This is a genomic window from Clostridioides sp. ES-S-0010-02, from assembly GCA_020641055.1.
In the GTDB taxonomy this organism is placed as follows: Bacteria; Bacillota; Clostridia; order Peptostreptococcales; family Peptostreptococcaceae; genus Clostridioides.
Map to the genome: position 1 here is coordinate 3,016,297 of CP067345.1, position 26,449 is coordinate 3,042,745.

The window sequence follows — 26,449 nt, forward strand, 5'->3', positions numbered from 1 at the left end:
TATTTATTTAGATATAATAGATTATTTTATCACTTCATTATATCAAACAAACTTAAATAATTATACAAACAATGTGTATATAAGGATTAATTTTATTAATTCTTTATAATTAATATTTATCAGCCTTATAATTATTTCAAATTATATCATTTTATACCTTGAAAATTAAAAAGCCACAGGATAAATTATTAAATCCTGTGGCAAATCTAAATTTTTAAAAATATTTTTATTATCATTTAGATATTTATATTTTATTTTGCATATTCTATAGCTCTTGTTTCTCTTATTATACTTACTTTTATTTGTCCAGGATATTCAAGTTCATCCTCTATTTTCTTAGTCATATCTCTAGCTAATAAGTGTATTTCTTCATCATTTATAGCTTCTGGTTTTACCATTATTCTAATTTCTCTACCAGCTTGTATAGCAAATGATTTTTCTACACCTTCGTATGAATTAGCTATTTCTTCTAGTTTTTCAAGTCTCTTAATATAAGCTTCTAAAGTCTCTCTTCTAGCACCAGGTCTAGCAGCTGATATTGCATCTGCTGCTGTAACTAATACAGCTTCTACTGTTTGAGGTTCATAATCTCCATGATGTGTACTCATAGCATGTATAACTTCTTTAGATTCCTTATAACGTCTAAGTAAATCCATACCTATTTCAACATGTGTACCTTCCATTTCATGGTCTACAGCCTTACCTATATCATGTAACAAACCAGCTCTCTTAGCTAATCTAATATCTGCACCTATCTCAGCAGCCATTATACCAGCTATATGAGCAACTTCTATAGAATGTTTAAGAACATTTTGTCCATAACTAGTTCTATAATTAAGTCTACCTAATAATCTTATTAATTCTGGATGAATTCCATGTACACTAGTTTCAAATGCAGCTTGTTCACCATATTCTTTTATAATATTGTCAACTTCTTTTCTCGCTTTTTCAACCATTTCTTCAATTCTAGCTGGATGTATTCTTCCATCTGCTATTAACTTCTCTAGAGCAATTCTTGCAATTTCTCTTCTTATTGGATCAAATCCTGATAAAATTACTGCTTCTGGAGTGTCATCTATTATAAGGTCTATCCCTGTTAAAGTTTCTAGAGTCCTTATATTTCTACCTTCTCTACCTATTATTCTACCCTTCATTTCATCATTAGGTAAGCTTACTACTGTAACAGTAGTTTCAGCTACGTGATCTGCTGCACATTTTTGAATTGCATATCCTATAATTTCTCTTGATTTCTTATCAGCTTCTTCTTTAGCTTGACCTTCTATCTCTTTTATCATTATAGACATTTCACGTCTTACATCTCTCTCAGCATTTGTTAAAATAATTTCTTTAGCCTTATCAGATGTAATTCCTGATATGCTTTCTAATTTTTCCAATTGTTGAGTTTTTATTACTTCAACTTCTTCTTCTTTCTTTTCAACTGTCTTTAATTTTTCACTTAAATTTACTTCTTTAGATTCTAAATTTTGTAATTTTCTATCTAAGACTTCTTCTTTTTGTACTACTCTTTTTTCATACTTTTGTACTTCTGTTCTTCTTTCTTTGTTTTCTCTTTCAGCTTCTGTTCTCCATTTATGGATCTCTTCTTTAGCTTCTAATAACTTTTCTTTCTGTACTGTTTCTGAATCGTGGTGTGCTTTATCTATTATTTCTTTGGCCAAGTTTTCAGCTTGTCCAATTTTTGCTTCAGATATATTTTTTCTAACAAAATATCCAGCTATAATACCAACAGCTGCACCTATTACAATCATTACTACACTATCTATGACATCCACCTCCTTCGTTAATAATCCCAAAATGTCATCACTATGATTAAAAAATATTCCTAATAATTAAAATTAAATTTAGATATTTTATCCTCACTTAATTTTATAATTTTTTCAACATTGTGTCAAGCTAATAGGGAGCGTGGTATGTCCTTATTTAATAGTTATTTTTTTATATTTTCACTTATTTTTCAACAACTTCTTCTGATACCAAAGTACCGGCTTCTTCACTAACCTCATTTAAATTGTAAAATGTTCTAACTTTTTCATCTATTTCATTAGTTAAATCCATATTATCCTCTAGGAATTTTTTTACATTTTCTCTTCCTTGTCCAAGTTTAGTGTCATTGTAACTATACCATGAGCCTGATTTTTTAACTATATCTATGTCAGCAGCTATATCTAAAAGATCTCCAATTTTTGATATACCTTCTCCATACATTATATCAAATTCAGATTGTTTAAATGGTGGTGCTACTTTGTTTTTAACAACCTTAACTCTTGTTCTGCTTCCTATAACCTTGTCACCTTGTTTTATTGTGTCTATTTTTCTAACATCCAATCTAACAGATGAATAGAACTTTAATGCACGTCCTCCAGTAGTCGTTTCTGGATTTCCAAACATTATTCCTACTTTCTCTCTTAATTGGTTTATAAATATAGCAACACAATTTGATTTTTTAATCGAACCAGTTAATTTTCTAAGTGCTTGAGACATAAGTCTAGCTTGTAAACCTACATGAGAATCACCCATATCTCCGTCTATTTCTGCTTTTGGAACCAATGCTGCAACTGAATCTATTACTATTATATCAATTGCACCACTTCTTATTAATGCCTCTGCTATTTCTAAGGCTTGCTCTCCTGTATCTGGTTGAGATATGATTAGATTATCAACATCCACACCCAATGCTTTTGCATATACTGGGTCAAGCGCATGTTCAGCATCTATAAATGCAGCTATTCCTCCATTTTTTTGAGCTGATGCTACACAACTAAGTGCAACAGTCGTCTTACCAGAAGATTCAGGACCATATATTTCAACTATTCTCCCTCTAGGTAGACCTCCTATACCAATAGCTATATCTAAACCAATTGCTCCTGTTGATATAACATCTATAGACATAGACGTTGCTTCTCCCAATTTCATTACTGAACCTTTACCAAAATCTTTTTCAATTTTACCTAAAGCTTCATTCAACGCTTTTAATTTTTCTTGATCTACACTCATCTCTATACCATCCCTTCATTTATCTACAAACATTTGTTCTCTTGTTATATATTAATTATATAACATAAATCAAACCTAGTCAATTTAAAAACGCTCCTAATGATTATATTTTTATTTGCTACATTTTATTTATAAACCATTATCAATAATTATATACACAAAAGAAAATATTCCTAAAAAAGAAAAGAGATATACTATTATAGTATACCCTTTTTTACATTTTTAAAATTTTAAGTTGCTATTTTTTATTTATTAATCAATCAATTTATGATTATTAAATGATAAGATTCTATTTAGAAGACATGAAAAGTTCTTTATTTTTATATAGGTATTCCCATCCAGAATATAAAGTAAGCAGTGTTGCTATAAGTATAAGAATTCCACCTATATTTAGTATTAATTCATTTTCAAACTGAGCCCCTAACAATAAAATTACTACTGATATCATTTGAGTTATCGTTTTAAGCTTTCCACTGCCACCAGCTGCTATTACTTTTCCATCAGCAGCTGCTATAGCCCTCAATATGCTAACTGTAAGTTCTCTAGCTACTATTATAATTACCATCCAACTACTTACAAGACCATCTTCTATCATACATGTAAGTGCTGAGATTACTAATAACTTATCTGCTAATGGGTCCATAAACTTCCCAAAATCAGTAACTAAGTTATACTTTCTAGCTATCTTTCCATCTAGTGCATCAGTAATTGAAGCTACTATAAAAATAATACAAGCTAATAAAAACTTGTTCGGTACATTAAATAACATTATTAAAACAAATACTGGAATTAAAAATATTCTAAACAAAGTTAATTTGTTAGGCAAGTTCATATACAACATCTCCCATTAAATCGTATTCCATTGCATCATTTATTTGAACACTTACGAATTCTCCTACTTCAAGATTATCTACACTTTTTACATATACTATACTATCAATTTCTTCTGCATCACCCTGTGTTCTTCCTGTATATACATTATTTTCTATTTGCTCTTCTATAAGGACTTCATATGTTTTTCCTATTTTTTTATCATTAAGTTCTTCAGATATTTTTTGTTGAATCATCATTAAAGTATCTCTTCTTTGTATTTTTACTTCTTCATCTATGTGATTTGGTAATTTATCTGCTGGTGTATCTTCTTCTCTTGAATATGCAAATGCACCTAGCCTATCAAATTTAACTTCTTTGACAAAATCTACAAGCTGTTTAAAATCTTCTTCTGTTTCACCAGGAAAACCTACTATTATCGTAGTTCTAAGTATAGCATCTGGTATATTCTTTCTTATAAGTTTAATTTTATTTAATATATCCTCTTTACTAGTTTTTCTATTCATTAACTTTAAAATACTGTTACTTGCATGTTGTATTGGCATATCAAAATAGCTACATATATTATCATGTTCTTTTATAACTTTAATCAGTTCTTCTGTTATTGATTCTGGATATGAGTACATGACTCTTATCCATTTAAACCCATTTATCTTTGCAAGCTCTTCTAAAAGTTCTGGTAATCTTTCTTTACCATATAAATCAAAACCATACTTTGTAGTATCTTGAGCTATAACTACGAGTTCTTTTACTCCAGATTCAGCCAATTTATTCGCTTCTTTAATTATATCTTCAAATTTTCTACTTCTATATTTACCTCTAAGCTTAGGTATTATACAATAAGTACAATTATTGGAACATCCCTCTCCAATTTTTAAGTATGCCATATAGCTAGGTGTAGATAGATATCTTGGTAAGTCCTCATTAAATACAAACTCTATATCATCAAGGCTTACAATTTGATGTTTCTCACTCAAATCTTTAAGTATGTCATCTATATTTTGGTAGCTTCCTGTACCAACTATTGCATCTATTTCTGGAATTTCAGTTTTTAATTCCTCAGAGTATCTTTGAGCTAGACATCCTGTTACTATCAATAGCTTTAGATTACCAGTCTGTTTTAATTCTGCAAATTCTATTATCGTATCAATTGATTCCTGCTTAGCTGACTCTATAAACCCACAAGTATTTACTATAATTACATCAGCTTCTTCAAAATCTCCTATTAATTTATAACCCTTTTTATTTAAAATTCCCATCATTATTTCTGCATCCACCAAATTTTTTGAGCATCCTAATGATTCTAATGCTATCTTTAACATTTTTTCTCTCCTTCCAATATGCTCTCATATAAGCCTATAACATCTTCTAGGGCTTTTTGTGTGTCATCAAAATTTACAATTTTATTGTACTTATATTTTTCCACTGAATGCATATAAAGTGGGTCGTAATATTCTATAAGATATTTTTTTACAAGCTCTTCATATTTACCTGATTCTAATAAATCAATATATCCATCTACTTCTTTATGACCCAATCTTTTTCTGAATTTATTTATACACTCTTTTAAAACCAATATATTATCTTCACCTTTACCATAAATATAATCTCTACAAAGCCTATTGACTCTATTATCAATATCACATTCCAGTAGTATATGATACCCATCTCGTATCATTGCATCGAAGATTTCATTAGGAACTATGACACTTCCAACTCGCTTACTTTCACTTTCAACAAATATATAATCCTTCTTTGAGAAAAATATACTTTCAAATAAATTAGTTTCAAAGTTCTTTTGAGATGGTGGCTTCTCATCAAATGTTATAAAACCAAAGGTTGAACCACTATTTTTAGCTATACCTTCTAAATCTAATACATCTATTTCTTTTTTCTTCAATAAATGCAATAAATCAGTCTTTCCTGAACCAGTTAATCCATGCACAGATATAAAATTCTTTGTATTCATTATATTTCTTAAGTAATCCAATACAAAGTTTCTGTAAGCCTTATATCCACCTTCAAGTTGATAAACATTTACACCTAATGATGACAATACATTTACTATACTTCCACTTCTCATTCCGCCTCTTGCACAATATATGACGATATTATCATAATTTGCTGCAAGCTCTGCTGCCTGTAAATATATATCCTTTAGCTTATATGATACATAATCAAATCCTTTTTGTATTGCTTCATGTTTTCCCTGCATCTTATAAATAGTTCCGACTTCATTATGCTCATTGTTTTTAAAAAGAGGCATATTAAAAGCATTTAATATATGGTCTTCTTCATATTCCCCTTCTGTTCTTACATCTACAAAAACTACTTTTTCTAGCTTAAGTGCTTTTTCTATTTCTATAACTGACAATTCTATTCACCTTCTAAATTCTGCAAATCTTGTTTGCTTATTAGTACCTTTCTCGGTTTGCTTCCCTCGCTAGCTCCAATTATACCTCTTTCTTCCATAGAGTCAATAAGTCTAGCCGCTCTATTAAATCCTATTTTAAATCTTCTTTGCAACATAGAAGCAGATGCTTGACCACTATCTACAACAAATTCTATTGCCTCACTTAAAAATTCATCCTCATCACTAGATTTTGATGTGTTAACTTTAGATATAGTTTCAATTATATCTTCCTCATACTTTATTCCATCCTTAACTTGGTCTTTTACAAAATCAATTACTCTTTCTGACTCACTTTCTGATATAAATGCACCTTGAAGTCTAACTGGTTTTGCCGCTCCAAGTGGGTAAAATAGCATATCACCTTTACCTAAAAGTTTCTCTGCTCCACCCATATCAAGTATTGTTCTTGAATCAGTTTGAGATGACACTGCAAATGCTATTCTAGATGGTATATTAGCTTTTATAACACCCGTTATGACATCAACAGATGGTCTTTGTGTAGCTACAATCAAGTGCATTCCAGCAGCTCTGGCCATCTGAGCTAGTCTACAAATATAATCCTCTACATCATTTGCGCTTGCCATCATTAAATCTGCTAACTCATCTATTATTATTACTATTTTAGGTAATTTTTCCTCTGATTTTTCATTATAACTTGTTACATCTTTTACTTGAGCATCTGCAAATAATTTATATCTTCTATTCATTTCTGTCACTGCCCAGTTTAAAGCATTAGCAGCTTTTTTAGGGTCTGTAACTACAGGTATCAGAAGATGTGGTATTCCATTATAATTTGCAAGTTCAACTACCTTTGGGTCTATTAAAAGTAATTTTACTTCATCAGGGTTTGCCTTATATAATATACTACTTATCAAAGTGTTTACACAGACACTCTTCCCTGAACCTGTAGAACCAGCTATAAGTAAATGTGGCATCTTACCTATATCTCCAATTATAATTTTACCTGCTACATCTTTTCCAAGTCCCATTGCAAGAGGTGAATCAAAATTATTAAACTCTTCACTTTCTAGAACTTCTCTTACTCCAACCATTTGAGCTTCCTCATTTGGAACCTCTATTCCAATTGCACTTTTCCCAGGGATTGGTGCTTCAATTCTTATACTTTTAGCTGCTAAACTCAAAGCTATATCATCAGTTAAGTTTACAATTTTACTTACTTTAACCCCTGGACTTGGTTGTATCTCATATCTTGTTATAGTCGGACCAACTGTAACTTGATTAATCTTTGCTTCCACTCCAAAATCTGAAAGTGTCTTTTCTAAAAGAGAGGCATTTTTTAAAACCTTCTTTTTGCCATTTTCATCAGATTTTTTATTTACTTTATTTAAAAGTTCAACACCAGGTTTTTTATAATTTGAATAGTCTTCATTATTTGACTCTGATACAATGCTTATTGGTTGAGTTTTTTCTACAGCTAAATTAGATTTGCTTATATCAACTTTCTTTTCTGGTTTAGTCTCTACAACTGAATTTTCATTTGTAGCTTTCTGTAACTCTTTTAAAACATCTAGTTCTGGCATACTTTGAGTTCCTTCTAATATTTCTAAATATTCATCTTCTGCCTTGTTAAAACCAACTATTTTAATAGTTTTATCGTCTACACCATCACCATTTTCTTCTTCTAAATATTCATCTTCTTCATCTTCATTGTCACGACCTTTTGACATTAGCCCTTTAAAAAATCCAGGCTTCTTGTTTACAGTAGTATCATCCACTTCATCAGTTATCATATCTATTGCAGATTTTTTCATATTTGAAATTTTATCTTTAAAAGTTAAATTACTGTCTTTTGATGCTTTAGATTTTGACTTTGCATTTGATACCAAGTCTTTTATAGAAATATTAAATATAAACATTATAGAAAGTATAAGAGCAAATATACTTATTAGCCATCCACCTGCTATACCAAATATTTTACTCATATAATACGCAATGGTTGTTGCTATTAAACCACTACCTTGTCCACTTACACCCAATTTCATAACATCATCAAACATATTACCTTTTAGTGGGCTATCTACAGGAAGAGTTCCTGCATTTAACAATCCATAAAATACAAAAATAAATAAAATAATTATGTAGTATAATTTAGTCTTTCTCAGTCTATATATATATTCATTTCCATCAAAAAATCCTAGAAGTCCTGTTATAATTACTATAAATGGTATTGCTATGGAAAGTCCTCCAAATAATCCTTTAAAGAGATTTTGCATTATCACAGGTATCCATCCCATAGAATTAGAATTTAAACTATATAATAAAAATACACCTATAAATATGGTTATCAAATTATGATATTCTGCATTAAAGCTTAAGGTATTTACCTTCTTTTTTTTCTTCTTTTTCGTGGCCATTAATATCACTCCTTATTTTTAGCAAGTTTTACCCCTTCATAGCAAAAAGTGCTAATGCCTTAACACTAACACTCCTACTTTATTACATCATTATATCATAAATTTTATTATTTAAACAAATTTTAATCATTATTTTTTTCTTCTTCTGACTCTTTTATAAGCTCTTTTAATTTTTTAATAGCATCTTTTAATCCACCAACTTCATCTATAAGCCCATAATCTACAGCTTCTTTTCCTATTAGAACACTACCCACATCACTTATAAGCTCATCTTTCTCATGCATAAGTTTATCAAGTATATCTCTTTCGATATTAGATGTTCTTATGATAAATTGAATTATTCTCTCTTGCATCTTTTTAAAATACTCGAAAGTTTCATTTATACCTATTACAAGTCCAGTTGTTCTTACAGGATGTATAATCATTGTTGCAGTTGGAGCTATAAATGAGTAATCACCAGCAGTAGCAAGAGGAACACCTATACTATGACTTCCCCCTAATACAAGAGTAACTACTTTTTTGGATGTACTATTTAAAAGTTCTGCAATAGCTAGACCTGCCTCAATATCTCCTCCAACAGTATTTAAAACAACTAGTACTCCTTTAACATCATTACTTTCTTCAATTGAATAAAGCATTGGAATTATATGTTCATACTTCGTAGCTTTTTTCTGAGGATTTCCTATAAAATGACCTTCAATTTCTCCAATTATAGTTATACATTGGGTATCTTTAGGAGGCTGAGGAGGCATCTCACTAGTGCCAAATTGTTTTATACATTCTCTTTCCTCACAGCTAGAATCTCTTCTACAATTATCTTTATCAAATGTTTCATTATCATCTTTATAATCTTTCATAAAAAAACTCCTATCAAAATATATTTAACTTAGTTTTACCAAATAAATCAAATATATTAAGATATAAGCAAAATTATTAAATTTTGAATAAAAGTAATTGTATTACGATTCTTATTTTACATAAAATTGTTGGTGTATTGCATGTACTGCTGTATGCATATCTTCTTCACTAACTAAACAAGATATAGTCATATTTGAATCTGATGTTTGTAAAAGAGATACTCCTGCTTTTGATAACCCTCTAACTACTTTTGACATGATACCAGACATTTCATCAGCTATTCTTGAACATATCAATGTTACTTTAGCACAATCTCTATTTACTTCATAATCTAATTCAAATTTATCTAGTATTTCTTTTAATTCTTTTATATCAGCATCTTCAATAACAAAGGCTTTTTCTGATATAAAGAAATTTATCATATCTATATTTATAAGTTTCTTTTCTATTTCATTTAATACTTCTGTAAACACTTCTTCTGCTGATTTAATCTTAACTTGAGCAACACTATCTTTATTTGCAACAGCAACTTTAAGGTCTTTTTCTTGTTCATATTCTATATTTTGTTCTAAATGCTTACATAAAGAACCTATTTTTGTACCTTCAAAAGTTGGATTCATTGTATTTTTTATTGCTAGAGTTATATTTCCACTTTTAGCCAACTGTACTGCTCTTGGATGTATTACCTTAGCTCCTTTATCTGCCATTTGAAATACTTCTTCATAATCTATAAAACTCAATACTTTAGCATTTGGTTCTACTCTAGGGTCTGCAGTCATTATACCATCTACATCAGTGTAAATTTCAACTGTCTCACATTCTAAAGATTTACCAATAGCAACTGCTGATGTATCACTTCCACCTCTTCCAAGAGTCGTTACTTCACCATCATCTGTTACACCTTGAAATCCAGCTATAACAACAACTTTACCATCATCTAATGCTCTTTTTACCTTTTTAGGGTTTATATATTTTATTTTTGCATTAGAATACTCATCACTTGTAATTATACCTGCTTGTTGACCAGTAAAGAAAACAGATTCTATACCTTTTGCATTTAATAAATTAGCAAGAACTGTCCCTGATATTATTTCACCACAAGACATTATTAAATCAAGTTCTCTTTTATTTGGTTCGTCATTTACTGAATTACATAGATTTATAAGTGTATCTGTGGCATATGGAGCTCCCTTTCTACCCATTGCTGAAACTACTAATACTAATTGTAACTCTTCATCATTATCTCTGTATGCTTTTACTATTTTACATACTTCATTCATTTTTTCATATGATTCTACTGATGTCCCACCAAACTTTTGCACTAAAATACTCATTTTTTCCTCCTAAATATATCCCTCATATTCTATAATTATCATATCATTGCCTATTTTTTTTACATTTCTCCATGGAACTTCTAAAAATGACTTATCTTTTCTTCTGGCAAAAAAGCCTTTTTCTTTTGGAATTAAAAGCGCCAATATCCCGCCTGTAGTTTCATCTAGTATAAGGTCACACTCTCCAATAACTCCTAATCTTTCTCCTGTGACTAAGTTAACTATTTCCTTACCTGCTATTTCAGATAAATTCATATTTTATACCTCCAGAGATTTACTTTTTAAGATATTAATCCAAGTGCAGAATATCTTCTACATCTCTTCCCACTATACATGTACCAATATTTTCTATATTGAATACCTTATCAACAACTTTTTTTACTGAATTAATATCAACATTATTTATACATTCAAGTATTTCATCTGTAGTTTTTACTTTTTTACTCAATAACATAGATTTACCAGTAGACATCATTCTACTGCTAGTACTTTCTAAATCCAATATATAATTACCTTTTAGTTGCTCCTTACTTTCAAATATTTCTTTTTCTGTAAGATAATTTTTTCTTATATTTTCAATTTCTTCTTTTATTAAATTATAAACATCTTGTAAATTTTCTGTACTCATACTTGCAAATATACCCAATTCACCACATTTTCTGTATAGTGTTTGTGATGAATATATTGAATATACTAACCCTTTTTCCTCCCTTATCTTCTGAAAAAGTCTTGAGCTTATACTTCCACCAAAAATATTGTTTACCACTGCCATTGAATAAACTTCATCATCATTTTCAAATGGAATACCTTTTAAACACATAGCCAAATTTACCTGTTCAGTATCTTTATTTTTTGATATAAAACAAGGATTAAACGTAGCCTCAGTTACGTCTATATTTAAATTTCTCTTTTTCCAGTTTCCAAATTTAGATTTAAGTTTATCTACCATATCATCAAAGTCAAAGTTTCCAACTATAGAAATGACTGCATTATTTGGAATATAATATTTGTTTAAGTACTCTAACATAGATTCCTTAGTTATATTGTATAGAGAATCTTTTGTCCCAATTATATTCATCCCTAAACCATCATTAGCATATATATTTTCGACTAATAAATCATAAGATAAATCGTCTGGAGAATCTTCATACATCTTAAGTTCCTCCAGTATTATAAGTCTTTCCTTATCTATATCATTTTTATCAAATCTAGAATTTAGTATCATATCACTTAATACATCTATTCCTGTATCTATATGCTCATCTATTAATTTTACATAATAACATGTACATTCTTTACTTGTAAATGCATTGATTTGCCCACCTAAATTGTCAATTGTGCTAGCAATCTCTTTTGAGGTTCTATTTTTGGTTCCTTTAAACATCATATGTTCTATAAAATGAGAAGTTCCACTTACCTCTTCTTCTTCTATTCTAGACCCTGCATTTATCCAAATACCTAATGTTATTGACTTTAGATATGGTATTTCTTCACCAATTATTGTAAGCCCATTTTCCAGTATTTTTGTCTTATACATTACATTCTCCTAAAAATTTATTCTTTATTTTACATTGGATTATTGAAAACACTATGTTCTAATTCTATTTATTTTTATATGTATTACATTATAAGTCAGTCTTTTAATTAATTCAACTACAACTTATACAATCTTAATCAAATTTTTATACTTTGTCTACTTAAATACATCACTAAGTTTACCTGGTTTTAATCCTTTTTCTCTTACAATTGCTATAATATCATCAATACATTTTGTCGTTGCATCAGTTGGATGCATTAAGATTATACTACTATCTTTAATATCTTTTTTCTTCATTCTATCTATAATTACTTCTGGTTGATCTTTATATTTCCAGTCTATAGTATCAGCATCCCATTTAATTGAAGTATATCCTAATTCTTTAGCTGCCTTCACGGTTTCTGCTCCAAAAGAACCTGCTGGAGCTTGAAAAAACTTAGTCTTTTCATTTATAATTTCTTCAATTATCTTTTTAGAGGTTTCTATTTGTTTGTAGTTATCTTCATATGATAGTGTCGAATAATCTAAGTGTTTGTATCCATGATTTCCTATTTCATGTCCTTGTTTCTTTATCTTCAATAATTCATCTTTGTTTTTTTCTGCCCACTTCCCAGTTACATTAAAAGTAATTTTTACATTCTCTTTTTTGAGAGTTTCTAAAATAGATTCTATGTACTCTGTTTCCCATCCAAGGTCTACGTTGCATGTTAATGCAACGTAGCCACTTTTATCTTTTGTGCCTCTCTCATATGGTAAATCTACTCCATTAAATAAGTTGAAAACGGGCTTATTGTTAAACAATTTTAATACCATTACCCCTCCTGACAATCCTAATAATATCACTAAAATTAGTATTATAATTTTTTTGAGCTTACTCTTATTAAGTACCATCATTATCATTAAAACTCCCCCTAATTATGTACAAATTGTTTCTTATTTAATACTATTAAAGGAAAGCTCTATTTATGCACTAAATATAACATAAACCTTTCTCTGTATATCAATAAAAAATTATCTTAAAAATCTCTTAACTAAACCTCTATTATTAAAAAAATTTTAAATTAGCTATTTATTTTTCCTATTATTTTAGAATTTCCTATAGTACTTCCTTCCATTACCTTTAATATAAGAGGACATAATACATTTTATATAAAAAGCCTCTGTTAGCAAAAGTAACATAGGCTTTTAATTTCATATTCAAAAGTTTAATTTCATACTTGAAAATTTATTATAATAACTAGAACATGTTTATGTAATTGTGCTTTTAAAATCTACAAATCAGCTTTAGTTTGTTGATTTCTTTAAACTTTTTCTTTCTATAAAAAAGAAAGCCACTAAAAGCTGAACTACTGCAACAATTGAAATACAAATAAATGCAACATCCATTCCAAATACATTTGCTGTAGCATTTGTCATACCTCGTGATGTTACTGTAGCAGTTGTCATTACTGCAACAAAAACTGCTGAGCCAATAGCACCAGCTATTGTACGCAATGAAGTAAGTAATGCTGTTCCGTGAGCAATATTTTTTTCACCAAGCACACTCATTCCCCAGGTAACAATAGGCATCATAATTAATCCAATAGCTATCAGACGTATAATATAAAAAGCAGAGATATACAATACTGAAGTATCTTCTCCTACAAAAGATACACCAAGACAACTTATTGCCAAGAATATACTTCCACATACAACTAGCTTTCGTATTCCAAACCTATCATAAAATCTACCTGCAAAAGGACTTATAAGTGCCATTACAAGAGAACCTGGCATCATAATGAGACCACACTTAGTTGCTGAAAATCCTCTTACTGTCTGGATATATATTGGAATTAAAGTGGAACCTGCCATCATTACAACATATAAAAGCATACTTATAATTACAGCAAGTCTATAACTTTTATTTTTAAGAATACGAAGTTCTAGAAATGGCTCTTTTGAGTGAATCTGACGTAAAGAAAATACTATAATTGATACTATCCCTACAAATAATGGTAAAGCAATATTTATACTAAAAAACTCAGTTGTCCCAATATTCCCAAGCCCAAGTAAAAGACCACTAAATCCTACTGCACATAAAATCATAGAAAACGTATCAAATGATTGTTTTTTTGTCTCTATTACATTTTGTAACACTCTAGATGCTATAATAATATCAATAATACTTATAACTAAAGAAAACCAAAAAATAGCTTGCCAATTAAAAATATCAATGACAATTCCTGCTAGAGTTGGAGCAAATATTGGAGCAGCACCAGCAGCCAAACCATATATACCCATTATAGAGCCCATTTGCTCTGCAGGATAAATTGTTAAAATTATTACTTGTGTCATGGATAGCAACACTCCATTCCCCATTGCTTGCAATATACGCCCAAACAAAAGGGGTGTAAATGAAGATGCACTAGCAGAAAGCAACAATCCTACAGCAAAAAGACTCATAGCACTAATGAAAAGTGGTTTTGTTGGAAATCTCCTAATCAAAAATGCAGTGGCAGGAACCATAATTCCCATAGCAAGCGTATATGCACTAGTAAGCCATTGAGCTGTTGTGGCTGATATATTTAAATCCCCCATCATAACTGGCAATGCAGTAGTAAGAGATGTCTGAAGTAATGAGCCAACTATAGATCCAATCAATAGTACAGCAAAAATCATATTTCTAGATTGCTTATTTAAATTCATGTCTTTACCTTCTTTCTGTTTTTATTAGCAACACTTAAGAAATATCTCTATTTTTTATCTTCAAAAAACTTTATAATCTTTTTTTGAATACGTATGTAAGCAATAGCATCTTCTGGACCTAGTGCTTTTAAAAATTCAACTGTATACTCTAAAAATTCTTTTTCATTTATTTTCTGCTGTTGTATTCCCTTAGGCATTAATTGAACTAGTGTCTGTCTACCATTTTGTGGGTCAACACAGCGTTCAATCATTTCCTTTGATTCTAATTGATTAAGAATAGCAGACATTCTAGCAGTACTAACATTCATAGTACTACTTATTTCTTTTGGATTTACTTTTTTATTATTTTTAGATAAATAACCCAATACAAATTTTTCACCACTTTGTATATCTGCAATTTTATCTTTATGCGGTATTTTTACCATCAACGTCTTAACCTTTCCAAGTTCAAGTGCTAATTTCATATAGTCCACATTATCACCTCCTTAATTGCTAATACTATTAGTAATTTACCATATGTTGTAAATAAAATCAATATTAACACGATATTTAATAGTCATTATCATATTAGCAATAAAAAAAGCAAAACCCTAGGATTTTGCCTTTAATTATTTAATATATTATTTATTTTTATGCTCTGGTTTTGGTAAAAGAACTTTTCTGGATAAGTTAACTCTTCCTTTTTCATCTATTTCTGTAACTTTAACTTCAACTTCATCTCCTATATTTAATACATCTTCAACCTTAGCAACTCTTTCATGAGCTATATGAGATATATGAAGTAATCCTTCTTTTCCTGGAAGTATTTCAATAAATGCTCCAAAATTCATTATTCTACTTACTTTACCTTTATAAGTTTTTCCTACTTCTGGTTCAATAACTATATTATTTATAAGTTCTTGAGCTCTATTAATCATATCAATTTCAATACCTGATATGAATACTTCTCCAGTTTGTTCAATATCTATCTTAACTCCAGTTTCATCTATTATCTTAGTTATTATTTTTCCACCAGGTCCTATTACATCTTTTATTTTGTCAGGATTTATTTGCATTTTAACAATCTTAGGTGCATATGGTGAAAGCTCTGGTTTTGGTTGAGATATAGTTTTTCTCATTTCTCCTAGTATATGGATTCTACCTTCCTTAGCTTGTTTTAAAGCACGTTGTAGAACTTCTTTATCTATACCATCTATTTTTATATCCATTTGTATCGCAGTTATACCATGCTCTGTTCCAGCCACTTTAAAGTCCATGTCTCCTAAGTGGTCTTCCATACCTTGTATATCTGAAAGCACTGCTACTTTACCATCATGCTTTATAAGTCCCATTGCTATACCTGCAACCATGTCTCTTATAGGTACACCTGCATCAAGCAGAGATAATGTTGAGCCACATACACTCGCTTGAGATGTAGAACCATTTGAACTCAATACTTCAGAAACTAATCTAATAGCATAAGGGAAGTCTTCTTGAGATGGTATCACTGGTAGTAAAGCTCTCTCAGCTAAAGCACCATGCCCTATTTCTCTTCTACCTGGACCTCTTGATGGTCTAGCTTCTCCAACACTATATGATGGGAAATTGTAGTGATGCATATATCTCTTGTTTTCTTCTTCATCTAATCCATCTAACTTTTGAACATCTCCTAAAGCACCTAAAGTAGCTACATTAAGTACTTGAGTTTGTCCTCTAGTAAATATAGCTGAACCATGAGCTCTAGGTATCATACCAGTTTCACACCATATAGGTCTGATTTCTTCTAATTTTCTATTATCTGGTCTTACATTTTCATGCACTATAAGTTTTCTTACTTCTTCTTTTATTATATCTTGTAATACTTCCTCTATATCACCAATAAGTTCTTCAAAATTTTCAATAGTTTCTTCAAAATGAGCTAGAGTTTCTTCTTTAACTCTATCCATCTTTTCCATTCTTTCTAGTTTTTCAAAAGTTTGAACTGCGTCCTTCATCTTAGCAGTTGCAAATTCACGAACCAATTGAGTTATTTCTTCTCCTGCATGGTATAATTCAACAACAATTTTTTCTTTTCCAACTTCTGCAACTATACCATCTATAAATTCAACCACTTTTTTTATTTCTTGATGAGCGAATAAAATAGCATCAAGCATTATATCATCTGGAACTTCATCTGCTCCAGCTTCAACCATCATTATTGCTTCTTTTGTACCTGAAACAACTAGATGCATTGAACTTTTCTCTCTTTGCTCTGCATTTGGATTTACAACAAATGCACCATCTACAAGACCAACACATACTGAACCTGTTGGACCATTAAATGGTATATCTGATATAGAAAGTGCTATAGATGAACCTATCATTGCTACTATATCTGGTGTGCAATCTTGATCTACTGATAAAACTGTTGCAACTACCTGAACATCATTTCTAAATCCTTTTGGAAATAATGGTCTTATTGGTCTATCTATCAATCTTGATGTAAGTATCGCTTTTTCTGAAGGCTTACCTTCTCTCTTTAAAAAACCTCCAGGTATTTTACCTACAGAGTATAATTTTTCTTCATAATCTACACTTAAAGGGAAAAAGTCTATTCCGTCTCTAGGCTTAGCTGATTTAGTTGTATTTACCATTACCATACTGTCGCTATATCTAACTATACAGCTACCGTTAGTCATTTCACAAATTTTTCCTATTTCTACAGAAAGTTCTCTCCCTGCGAAATCCATTTTAAATATTTTATGTTCAAACATTAATGCTTGTCCTCCTCTTATTAAAAACACGTATATCACTCTATTTACTATATTATCAAAAATACTATAAATTAACAATATAAAAATTATCTTTGCCTATATATGCAAGAAGCTTATATTCCTGCTAATTAGAACAACTTATAGCTAATATATCTGGCCCTGTATGAGAGCAAATAGAAACTCCACCTCTAGTAAACAAGACTCTTCTTGCTTTTATTCTTTTATTTACTTCTTCTTTTAATATTTCACAATCATGTAGATTATCTCCACAGCCTATTGTTACTATTTTCCCTTCTAAAGACCCTTCATTCATTTCTAAAATTATATCTACTAGTTTACTTGCTATATTTTTTACTCCTCTGACCTTGTTTACCAACTTAGCTTCCCCATTATCAAAGAAAAATATAGGTTTTATATTCAACATATTTCCTATTAAAGCAGTTGCTACTGGAACCCTTCCACTTTGTTTTAAGAAATCAAGGGTATATGGAGCAAAAAGTAATCTTATACTGCTACGAATGTTTTCTAACTCATTTATTATTTCTTCAAACCCCAAACCTTCTTCAACAAGTTCACAGGCTTTTATAACATATTGCCCACTACCAAGTGATAAGTTTCGAGTATCAAATATATGTATTTTTTCTTTTTCATTCATATCATTCTTAGCTATTACAGCACTTTGAAAAGTTCCTGAGGCATTTGATGCACCTGTTAAACAGATTATATGATATCCCTCTTCTATAAACTTATCAAATACTTCTTTAAACTCCATATATGTAGCTTGTGAAGTCTTAGGTATTTGTTTTATTTCTTTTACTTTCTTGTAAAACTCTTCTTTATCTATATCCACTCCTTCTATGTATTCTCTATCATTAAAAATAACTGTAAGTGGAACTATTTCTATATAATCTTTCTTTGATATTTCATCTGGAATATCGCACAAACTATCACATACTAACTTTATTTTCAAAATAATTTCCTCCTTATTCTAACTAAATATTATAGTATAAAGTTTCTATATTTATCTTGTCTTTCCTTTTTAATTGCTTATGTATTTATATATTACCTTATATTCTTACCCAATATTATTCATTTTATAATTTTTTATAATGTATAAATTACTTTTATTATTAACTATTTTACTCTATAATAAATTAACTATAAAAAAGCAGGTATACACTATACCTGCTTTTTTATAAAGAATGAAATTACTTTCTTAATCCTAATTTAGCTATTAATGCTCTATATCCTTCAAGATCTTTTTCTTTTAAGTAAGCTAATAAGTTTCTTCTTCTACCAACCATTTTTAATAGTCCTCTTCTTGAATGGTGGTCTTTCTTATGAGTTTTTAAATGTCCATTTAGATCATTTATTCTAGCTGTTAATAAAGCTATTTGTACTTCTGGAGAACCAGTATCTCCTTCAACTCTTCCATATTCTTTGATTATTTCTGTTTTGTTTATCATTTAGATTACCTCCGTATTTTTTTAGAAACGCCTATTACTAAGCATTGATTGGAGTATTCAAAAGCTGAGTAATGGTTATTTTCCTTAATCATTTTATCATACATTACCTGTTTTTGCAAACATAGTTTTCATATACATAGTTTATGTCATTAGACAATTGATTTTTTAAGTCATCTATTGAATTAAATTTTCTCTCATCCCTTATTCTTTCCAAAAATTCAACAATTATATTTTCACCATAAATATCTCTGTCAAATTCTAAAATATTTGTTTCAATAGACAAAGATTTTCCATTAACTGTTGGGTTGTAACCTACATTTGTAGCACCAAAATAAACCTCATCTCCAATATGTACAATAGAAGCATAGATACCTCTCTTTGGAATGAGCATATTATTCTTAAGGTCAATATTTGCTGTTGGGAATCCAATAGTTCTTCCAAGGTGTTTAGAATGTATAACACAGCCTTCCAACTTGTAATTACGACCTAAATACTCTTTGACATTAGTCATATCACCTTGGGATACTAAACTTCTAATATAAGTACTACTCACTCTTACATCATTTATTTTGATTGGTTTTATTACTTCCACCTCAAAACCAAATTCATCTTCTAAGCTTTTTAATAGATTGACATTACCTTCCTTCGCTCTGGCAAACGTAAAGTCATGTCCAATTACTATTTTTTTAGCTTTTAATTTTTTTACTAGTATCTCCTCTACAAAATCCTTTGCAGGTATTTTGGTCATATACTCATCAAATGGTATGATTACAACTATATCTATTCCCAATTCTTCCAATAATCTTATTTTGTCCTCATTGCTTATAATATTTTTTGTTGAGTTTGGTCTAAAGTAGTTTACAGGATGATTTGCAAATGTAAATACAATACTCTGTATATTTTCTTTTTTTGCATATTCAACTGCTTTTTTTATAAGAACTTGATGTCCTTTGTGTATGCCATCAAAATTCCCTATGGTAATGACACTTTCTTTTATGTTTGCTATTTCTGCTATAGATTTTATAATCACCATAATAAATTTTCCCCGCTAAAATTATAATTTACTCTTAACTTATTCACAAACTATTATAGCATAAGTAAAAGAGATAGACTATAGAAGTTATTATAGTACTATCTCTTTTGGTGTTTTTTCAAATACATTGATTATACAAACATCTTATCACTTTTAACACTTATTGTATTATTATGTTTTGATAATTTTCCTAATCCTAAGAAGTTATCTTTACTGTATACTCTTACAAATTCATCATCTTTACTGAGATTGTTCTTTAAAAATCTCTTATCATCTATTGAACCACCATTACTATAATATTTTATAGCATTAGGGTTTAATACAATATAATTAAACGAATCCAATACATAATCTATATCATATAAATGTTTATCCAGAGTTTCATTTGCATAAAATAATTCTAATTCTTCCAGCGTTATCGAATTTTCCAAGTTAAATTTGCCAGAAGATGTTCTATTTAAAAACGACATATGTCCTCCACACCCTAGATATTCTCCTATATCATGGCAAATGCTTCTCACATAAGTCCCTTTAGAACATTCAACATAAAACATTACTTTATTACCTTTTATACTAAGGATTTTTATATCTTTTATGTTTATTCTTCTAGTTTTTAAAGTAATCTCAGAGCCTCTACCACTTCTTACTAAATCACACATTCTCTTTCCATTTACTTTTAAAGCTGAGTAAATTGGAGGAAGTTGATCTATTTCACCTTTTTGCATATCAAAAGCTCTTTCTATATCTTCATTACTTAACTTAAAATCATCAACTTTTTTTATAATTTCGCCAGATGAATCATAGGTATCTGTACTTATACCTAAAGTAAGTTCACATATATACGATTTATCTTTGTTTAAAATAAGTTCACATACTTTTGTAGCTTTTCCTATACATATTGGTAAAACACCTGATGCATCTGGGTCAAGAGTACCTGTATGCCCAACTTTTTTCATATTTAAAATCTTTCTTACCCTACTTACAACATCATGAGACGTCATACCTGTAGGCTTCAATATATTTATAATCTTATTCATTTTATTGTCACCTTAAATTGATTTTAACACTGCCTCTAATACCATTTTTTTAGCATTATCAATACTATCTTTGATAGTGCATCCAGCAGCTCTTATGTGACCACCGCCACCAAATACCTTAGCTATTTCACTTACATCAACATAATTTTTTGACCTAAAACTCACTTTAATTTCATCTTGTTTTTTTTCTTTAAATAAAATTCCAACTTCAATATCCTTTATATCTCTAGTATATGTTGTTATACCATCAACATCATTGAAACTCATGTTATTCCTATTCATCATATCCTGAGTTAAAATTATACTAGATACCTTTGAATCAAATATCTCCAAAGATTTCAAAGCTTCACCTAATAATTTGTAATAATCAGAAGAATTACTTTGATATATATTTTGTATTATAGTATTTTTTTCTGCACCCAAAATAAGTAAATCCTTTGCCATTTCAAAACTACTTGCATGCACATTTGAATAGGAAAAATTTCCGGTATCAGTTACAAGACCTGTGTATAAACATGTTGCTATGTCTTTATTTATAATCTTAATGTCTTTTATTTCTTGAAATCTAACCAATAAATTATACACTAGTTCACAAGTAGAAGATGCATCAATATCTACATAGTTTAAGTCTCCATATGAATCATTACTCGCATGATGGTCAATACAGATTACTTTTGATGCATTATTTTTGATTTCATCACTTACACATATTCTCATCTTATCTCCACAGTCAAGTGCAATTAGAGAATACTTATTTATATCAAATTCATGAGACTTATAAATTTCTATACCTTCAACTAAAAACTTTAAATTCAATGGAGCTTCATCATCAAGTACATAATATACATTTTTCCCTAAATTTTTTAGTGTATAATACATTGAAAGTGTGGAACCAATATTATCTCCATCTGGACTAATATGAGAGGTAACTATAAAATAGTCACCTTCATATATATAATTTATAATACTATCAATATTATTCATCATAATTTTCATCCTCATTTTTTTGAGTATTTTTTTCATTTACTCTCTTTATAAGGCTATCCATATACATTCCTTTTTCTATTGAATCATCAAGTTTAAATATTATCTCAGGAATATATCTAAGCTTTATATTTTTTCCTACTTCTCTTCTTATATACCCTCCAGCACTCTTAAGTCCTGCTAATGTGGATTCTTCATCTCCACCTAGAATACTTACATATACATAAGCATATCTTAGGTCATTTGTAACTTCTACATCAGTTACACTTACCAAAGATGTTATTCTAGGGTCTTTTACTCCATTTATAAGCATAGTGCTTACTACTTTTCTTATTTCTTCTGCAATTCTTCTTGTTCTATTATATGATGCCATACCATCGACCTTCTTTACTAACTGATTTTCTTTGATACGAATTTATAATTTTCTTTCTACTTCTTTAGTTATATAAGCTTCTACTATGTCGCCTTCTTTTATGTCATTATAATTTACAAAACTCATACCACATTCGTATCCAGAATTAACTTCTTTTACATCATCTTTAAATCTCTTAAGTGCTGCCAGTTCACCTTCATGTATTATTATACTATCTCTAACTAATCTTATTTTACAGTTTCTAAATATTTTACCATTAGTTACATAACATCCAGCTACTGTTCCAATACCAGATATTTTATATATTTCTCTTATTTCAGCTTTTCCTGTTTCTTCATCAACATATTCAGGGTCTAACATACCAGTCATAGCAGCTTGTATATCTTCTATAGCTTTGTATATTATAGTATATGTTCTTATATCAACATTTTCCTTCTCTCCTAGAGATTCTGCACCTGGAACTGGTCTTACATTGAATCCTATTATTATTGCATTAGAGGCTGCTGCAAGTAATATATCTGATTCTGTTACAGCTCCAACACCTCCATGTATTACTTTAACCTGTACTTCTTCATTTGATAATTTTTCTAAAGATTGTTTAACTGCTTGTACTGAACCTTGTACATCTGCTTTTATAACTATGTTAAGGTCTTTTATAGCACCTTCACTCATTTGACTAAATAAAGCATCTAGTGATAATCTTTGAGTTGATTTTAACATCTCATCTCTAAATAATTGTTGTCTTCTTGCTGCTACACTTCTAGCAATTTTATCTGTTGGAACCTCAACAAATTGGTCTCCACCTTGTGGAACTTCTGATAGCCCTAATATTTCCACTGCTGTAGATGGACCTGCTGTTTTTACTCTTTTTCCTTTTGCATTTATCATTGCTCTAACTTTACCACATGCAACACCTGCAACAATTGGATCACCTACTGTTAGAGTACCACCCTGAACAAGTACTGTTGCAACTGGACCTCTTCCCTTATCAAGCTCAGCTTCTATAACAGTTCCTACTGCTCTTTTATTTGGATTGGCTCTTAATTCTTCTATTTCAGCAACCAACAATACCATTTCTAAAAGTGTATCTATTCCTTCTTTTTTCTTAGCTGATACTGGAACTGCTATTACTTCTCCACCCCAGTCTTCAACTAATAATCCCTGGTCTGCTAATTCTTGTTTAACTTTATCTGGGTTTGCACCTGGTTTATCTATTTTATTTATAGCAACTATTAAAGGTACTCCTGCTGCTTTAACATGGTTTATTGCTTCTACTGTTTGAGGCATTATACCATCATCTGCTGCAACAACTAATATTGCTATATCTGTAACTTGTGCTCCTCTTGCTCTCATTGATGTGAAAGCCTCATGCCCTGGTGTATCTAAAAAGACTATTTTTTGTCCATTAATTTTAACTTCTGAAGCACCTATATGCTGAGTTATTCCTCCAGCTTCACCTGAAATTACATCAGTTTTTCTTATTGCATCTAGTAAAGATGTTTTACCATGGTCAACATGTCCCATAACTGTAACAACTGGTGGTCTAGGTTTTAAATCCTCTTCATTATCTTCTTCAATTTCCATTAAAGCTTCTATTTCTAAAGCTTCTGTATCATCACTTTCTGCTACTGTTAATTCAAATCCATAGTCTTTGGCAGCTAAAGCAGCAATCTCAAAATTTATCTCTTGATTTATTGTTGCCATAGTTCCCATTTTCATAAGCTTCATAATTATTTCTGATGGAGATTTATCTAATTTAGTTGCCAATACTTGTACTGTCAACTGTCCATCTATTTCTATAATATTTCCATTTTCTTGAGATGAATCTTCACTTAACACTTCAAGTGCTAATTCTAACGCTTCACCTTCTAATACTGAATCTTTGTCAGTTACATTAATATCTAATTCAGCTAACTTATTTATAAGCTCTTCATTTGATATATTTAATTTTTCTGCTATTTGGTATACTCTTGTTTTTGACACAAGATCACCCCCTATTTTATTTTAAATTTCTATTAGTTCAATTATCTTTTTAGCAAAATTTTCATCTTTTATTCCTACGACTGCTCTTGGAGATTTTCCTATTGCAAATCCTATTTCATCTTTTGTTGAAAAAAATAGATATGGAATATTTCTAAAAGTTGATTTATCTTTAAAAAGTTTTTTTGTGTTATTTGATGCATCTTCTGCAATTAAAATTAATTTTACTTTTCCTTTTTTTAAGTCAAGCAAAGTTGAATCATCACCAGACACTATTTTCCCTGCACGAGTTGCGAGTCCTAAGAACGAGTGTATCTTTTCTTTATTATTTTTCATATTCTTCTAACTCCATAAGTAGATTATCATAGACTTCATCAGGAACATCAATTTTAAAAGCTTTATTTAATGCTTTGCTTTTTATAGCTTTTTTTAGACATTCAGAGCTTTTGCACACATATGCTCCTCTTCCATTAGCTCTTCCTGTTGGGTCTAAAAATATTTTTCCTTCTTTATTTTTAACTATTCTTATAAGCTCTTTTTTAGAGTCTCTATCTTGACACGCTATGCATTTTCTTTGAGGCACTTTTTTTACTTTTTTCAAAGCCATCCCTCCTTACTCTTCTTCTTTGAAATTATCATCTGAGATATCTAACTCATCTTGATTGATAAATTCAGCTTTAATACCCTCATCTTCTATTTCTTTGGAATTTTCAAGATTTATCATTTCTTGTTCTGCTTGAGATTCGCTCTTAATATCTATCTTCCAGTTTGTCAATTTTGCTGCAAGTCTTGCATTTTGGCCTTCTTTACCTATAGCAAGTGATAGCTGATAATCTGGAACAATAACTAAGGCAGATTTTTCATCTTCATTTATATCTACTTTAACAACTTTTGATGGGCTAAGTGCTGCTGATATAAACTCTGCTGGATTTTCACTATATTTTATTATATCTATTTTTTCATCACCAAGTTCATCCACTATATTTTTTACTCTAAGTCCTTTTGGACCTACACAAGCTCCAATTGGGTCTATTTTTTCATCTATAGATCTTACTGCCATTTTAGTTCTTGACCCAGCTTCTCTTGCTACTGATTTTATTTGAACTATACCCTCATATATTTCAGGAACTTCTTCTTCAAATAATCTCTTTACTAGACCTGGATGACTTCTTGATACAACTATTTGAGGTCCTTTGTTAGTCTTTTTAACTTCAAGTATATAGAATTTTATTTTTTGACCTGCTTTATAATTTTCAAATGGGATTTGTTCACTTTGAGTCATTATCCCTTCTATTCTTCCAAGATTTACATAAACAATATTTTTATTTGCTCTAGCAACCTCTCCTGTAACTATTTCATTTTCTTTTTCTATAAATTCATTATACACTATTTCTCTCTCAGCTTCTCTTATTCTTTGAACAACTACTTGTTTTGCTGTCTGAGCTGCAATTCTCCCAAAGTTTTTAGGTGTAACTTCATGCTCTATAATATCACCCAGTTCATAATTAGGGTTTATTTCTCTAGCATCTGCTAACTCTATTTCTAAGAAAGTATCATACAAGTCTGATTCATCGACAACTACTCTTTGAGAAAACACCTTTATATCGCCTTTGTCTCTATCAAACTCAACTCTAACATTTTGTGCTGAACCAAAGTTTTTTTTGTATGCAGTTAAAAGAGCTTGCTCTATAGTATCTATAAGTATTTCTTTATCTATACCTCTATCAACTACTAATTCATTTAGTGCTTCCATAAATTCATGATTCATTTTTTATTTCCTCCCTATTTAATATACC

At 29.9% G+C, this 26,449-nt stretch carries 24 protein-coding genes; all 24 read right to left on the minus strand.

The annotated features are described in order from the left end of the window. Window positions 1–251: 251 nt before the first annotated feature. The 24 genes from rny to nusA all read right to left on the minus strand — a co-directional run bounded on the left by rny (window position 252) and on the right by nusA (window position 26,421). Window positions 252–1,793, minus strand: coding sequence for a ribonuclease Y (gene rny, locus JJC01_14075; GenBank protein UDN60186.1), 1,542 nt, complete (start codon window positions 1,791–1,793; stop codon window positions 252–254). Between the two features lie 175 nt (window positions 1,794–1,968). Then, the gene (gene recA, locus JJC01_14080; GenBank protein ID UDN57293.1) at window positions 1,969–3,015 is read right to left on the minus strand and encodes a recombinase RecA; all 1,047 of its coding nucleotides are present in this window, start codon (window positions 3,013–3,015) and stop codon (window positions 1,969–1,971) included. 289 nt (window positions 3,016–3,304) lie between these two features. After that, entirely contained in the window at window positions 3,305–3,847 is a 543-nt protein-coding gene (pgsA, locus tag JJC01_14085; protein UDN57294.1) for a CDP-diacylglycerol--glycerol-3-phosphate 3-phosphatidyltransferase, read from the minus strand. Beyond that, entirely contained in the window at window positions 3,834–5,168 is a 1,335-nt protein-coding gene (gene rimO, locus JJC01_14090) for a 30S ribosomal protein S12 methylthiotransferase RimO (protein ID UDN57295.1), read from the minus strand. Before rimO ends, pgsA begins: the two co-directional genes overlap by 14 nt. Continuing rightward, window positions 5,162–6,220: a tRNA 2-selenouridine(34) synthase MnmH gene (gene mnmH / locus JJC01_14095; GenBank protein UDN57296.1), complete on the minus strand. Its 1,059-nt coding sequence runs from the start codon at window positions 6,218–6,220 to the stop codon at window positions 5,162–5,164. Before mnmH ends, rimO begins: the two co-directional genes overlap by 7 nt. Window positions 6,221–6,222: 2 nt before the next feature. After that, a complete protein-coding gene (locus JJC01_14100) occupies window positions 6,223–8,634 on the minus strand; it encodes a DNA translocase FtsK (protein ID UDN57297.1) in 2,412 nt (803 codons plus the stop codon). A 122-nt stretch (window positions 8,635–8,756) separates the two neighbouring features. Further along, window positions 8,757–9,491: an ATP-dependent Clp protease proteolytic subunit gene (locus tag JJC01_14105; GenBank protein UDN57298.1), complete on the minus strand. Its 735-nt coding sequence runs from the start codon at window positions 9,489–9,491 to the stop codon at window positions 8,757–8,759. Window positions 9,492–9,602: 111 nt separating this feature from the next. After that, on the minus strand, window positions 9,603–10,826 hold the full coding sequence (gene dapG / locus JJC01_14110; protein UDN57299.1) for an aspartate kinase: 1,224 nt from the start codon (window positions 10,824–10,826) through the stop codon (window positions 9,603–9,605). A 9-nt stretch (window positions 10,827–10,835) separates the two neighbouring features. Next, window positions 10,836–11,081 carry a YlmC/YmxH family sporulation protein gene (locus JJC01_14115; protein ID UDN57300.1) on the minus strand — a complete coding sequence of 82 codons (246 nt, stop codon included), beginning with the start codon at window positions 11,079–11,081 and terminating at the stop codon, window positions 10,836–10,838. 34 nt (window positions 11,082–11,115) lie between these two features. After that, window positions 11,116–12,363, minus strand: coding sequence for an insulinase family protein (locus JJC01_14120; GenBank protein UDN57301.1), 1,248 nt, complete (start codon window positions 12,361–12,363; stop codon window positions 11,116–11,118). A 156-nt stretch (window positions 12,364–12,519) separates the two neighbouring features. Beyond that, a complete protein-coding gene (locus tag JJC01_14125; GenBank protein ID UDN57302.1) occupies window positions 12,520–13,263 on the minus strand; it encodes a polysaccharide deacetylase family protein in 744 nt (247 codons plus the stop codon). A 384-nt stretch (window positions 13,264–13,647) separates the two neighbouring features. After that, window positions 13,648–15,048 carry a multidrug efflux MFS transporter gene (locus JJC01_14130; GenBank protein ID UDN57303.1) on the minus strand — a complete coding sequence of 467 codons (1,401 nt, stop codon included), beginning with the start codon at window positions 15,046–15,048 and terminating at the stop codon, window positions 13,648–13,650. Window positions 15,049–15,095: 47 nt separating this feature from the next. Continuing rightward, on the minus strand, window positions 15,096–15,521 hold the full coding sequence (locus JJC01_14135) for a MarR family transcriptional regulator (GenBank protein ID UDN57304.1): 426 nt from the start codon (window positions 15,519–15,521) through the stop codon (window positions 15,096–15,098). 147 nt (window positions 15,522–15,668) lie between these two features. Further along, the gene (gene pnp / locus JJC01_14140; GenBank protein ID UDN57305.1) at window positions 15,669–17,780 is read right to left on the minus strand and encodes a polyribonucleotide nucleotidyltransferase; all 2,112 of its coding nucleotides are present in this window, start codon (window positions 17,778–17,780) and stop codon (window positions 15,669–15,671) included. A gap of 124 nt (window positions 17,781–17,904) precedes the next feature. Beyond that, window positions 17,905–18,750 carry a DegV family protein gene (locus JJC01_14145; GenBank protein UDN57306.1) on the minus strand — a complete coding sequence of 282 codons (846 nt, stop codon included), beginning with the start codon at window positions 18,748–18,750 and terminating at the stop codon, window positions 17,905–17,907. Between the two features lie 238 nt (window positions 18,751–18,988). Continuing rightward, window positions 18,989–19,246 (minus strand): 30S ribosomal protein S15, encoded by a 258-nt coding sequence (gene rpsO, locus JJC01_14150; protein ID UDN57307.1) that lies wholly within the window; start codon window positions 19,244–19,246, stop codon window positions 18,989–18,991. A gap of 103 nt (window positions 19,247–19,349) precedes the next feature. Continuing rightward, the gene (locus JJC01_14155; GenBank protein ID UDN57308.1) at window positions 19,350–20,279 is read right to left on the minus strand and encodes a bifunctional riboflavin kinase/FAD synthetase; all 930 of its coding nucleotides are present in this window, start codon (window positions 20,277–20,279) and stop codon (window positions 19,350–19,352) included. Between the two features lie 131 nt (window positions 20,280–20,410). Beyond that, window positions 20,411–21,316, minus strand: coding sequence for a tRNA pseudouridine(55) synthase TruB (truB, locus tag JJC01_14160; protein ID UDN57309.1), 906 nt, complete (start codon window positions 21,314–21,316; stop codon window positions 20,411–20,413). A gap of 12 nt (window positions 21,317–21,328) precedes the next feature. Continuing rightward, window positions 21,329–22,312 carry a bifunctional oligoribonuclease/PAP phosphatase NrnA gene (locus JJC01_14165; protein UDN57310.1) on the minus strand — a complete coding sequence of 328 codons (984 nt, stop codon included), beginning with the start codon at window positions 22,310–22,312 and terminating at the stop codon, window positions 21,329–21,331. Beyond that, window positions 22,293–22,673 (minus strand): 30S ribosome-binding factor RbfA, encoded by a 381-nt coding sequence (gene rbfA / locus JJC01_14170; protein UDN57311.1) that lies wholly within the window; start codon window positions 22,671–22,673, stop codon window positions 22,293–22,295. The genes JJC01_14165 and rbfA overlap by 20 nt, the downstream gene beginning before the upstream one ends. A 42-nt stretch (window positions 22,674–22,715) precedes the next feature. Continuing rightward, the gene (infB, locus tag JJC01_14175; GenBank protein UDN57312.1) at window positions 22,716–24,656 is read right to left on the minus strand and encodes a translation initiation factor IF-2; all 1,941 of its coding nucleotides are present in this window, start codon (window positions 24,654–24,656) and stop codon (window positions 22,716–22,718) included. 21 nt (window positions 24,657–24,677) lie between these two features. Further along, entirely contained in the window at window positions 24,678–24,989 is a 312-nt protein-coding gene (locus JJC01_14180) for a ribosomal L7Ae/L30e/S12e/Gadd45 family protein (protein UDN57313.1), read from the minus strand. Continuing rightward, entirely contained in the window at window positions 24,979–25,260 is a 282-nt protein-coding gene (locus JJC01_14185; GenBank protein UDN57314.1) for a YlxR family protein, read from the minus strand. Before JJC01_14185 ends, JJC01_14180 begins: the two co-directional genes overlap by 11 nt. A gap of 6 nt (window positions 25,261–25,266) precedes the next feature. Next, entirely contained in the window at window positions 25,267–26,421 is a 1,155-nt protein-coding gene (nusA, locus tag JJC01_14190) for a transcription termination/antitermination protein NusA (protein UDN57315.1), read from the minus strand. Window positions 26,422–26,449 lie beyond the last annotated feature (28 nt).

Bases quoted from the DNA above. Each gene is read 5' to 3' on its own strand.
- recA (UDN57293.1), bottom strand. From the start codon at position 3,015: ATGAGTGTAGATCAAGAAAAATTAAAAGCGTTGAATGAAGCTTTAGGT.
- pgsA (UDN57294.1), bottom strand. From the start codon at position 3,847: ATGAACTTGCCTAACAAATTAACTTTGTTTAGAATATTTTTAATTCCA.
- rimO (UDN57295.1), bottom strand. From the start codon at position 5,168: ATGTTAAAGATAGCATTAGAATCATTAGGATGCTCAAAAAATTTGGTG.
- JJC01_14100 (UDN57297.1), bottom strand. From the start codon at position 8,634: ATGGCCACGAAAAAGAAGAAAAAAAAGAAGGTAAATACCTTAAGCTTT.
- JJC01_14105 (UDN57298.1), bottom strand. From the start codon at position 9,491: ATGAAAGATTATAAAGATGATAATGAAACATTTGATAAAGATAATTGT.
- dapG (UDN57299.1), bottom strand. From the start codon at position 10,826: ATGAGTATTTTAGTGCAAAAGTTTGGTGGGACATCAGTAGAATCATAT.
- JJC01_14115 (UDN57300.1), bottom strand. From the start codon at position 11,081: ATGAATTTATCTGAAATAGCAGGTAAGGAAATAGTTAACTTAGTCACA.
- JJC01_14120 (UDN57301.1), bottom strand. From the start codon at position 12,363: ATGTATAAGACAAAAATACTGGAAAATGGGCTTACAATAATTGGTGAA.
- JJC01_14125 (UDN57302.1), bottom strand. From the start codon at position 13,263: ATGATAATGATGGTACTTAATAAGAGTAAGCTCAAAAAAATTATAATA.
- JJC01_14130 (UDN57303.1), bottom strand. From the start codon at position 15,048: ATGAATTTAAATAAGCAATCTAGAAATATGATTTTTGCTGTACTATTG.
- pnp (UDN57305.1), bottom strand. From the start codon at position 17,780: ATGTTTGAACATAAAATATTTAAAATGGATTTCGCAGGGAGAGAACTT.
- rpsO (UDN57307.1), bottom strand. From the start codon at position 19,246: ATGATAAACAAAACAGAAATAATCAAAGAATATGGAAGAGTTGAAGGA.
- JJC01_14155 (UDN57308.1), bottom strand. From the start codon at position 20,279: ATGGTGATTATAAAATCTATAGCAGAAATAGCAAACATAAAAGAAAGT.
- truB (UDN57309.1), bottom strand. From the start codon at position 21,316: ATGAATAAGATTATAAATATATTGAAGCCTACAGGTATGACGTCTCAT.
- JJC01_14165 (UDN57310.1), bottom strand. From the start codon at position 22,312: ATGAAAATTATGATGAATAATATTGATAGTATTATAAATTATATATAT.
- rbfA (UDN57311.1), bottom strand. From the start codon at position 22,673: ATGGCATCATATAATAGAACAAGAAGAATTGCAGAAGAAATAAGAAAA.
- JJC01_14180 (UDN57313.1), bottom strand. From the start codon at position 24,989: ATGAAAAATAATAAAGAAAAGATACACTCGTTCTTAGGACTCGCAACT.
- JJC01_14185 (UDN57314.1), bottom strand. From the start codon at position 25,260: ATGGCTTTGAAAAAAGTAAAAAAAGTGCCTCAAAGAAAATGCATAGCG.
- nusA (UDN57315.1), bottom strand. From the start codon at position 26,421: ATGAATCATGAATTTATGGAAGCACTAAATGAATTAGTAGTTGATAGA.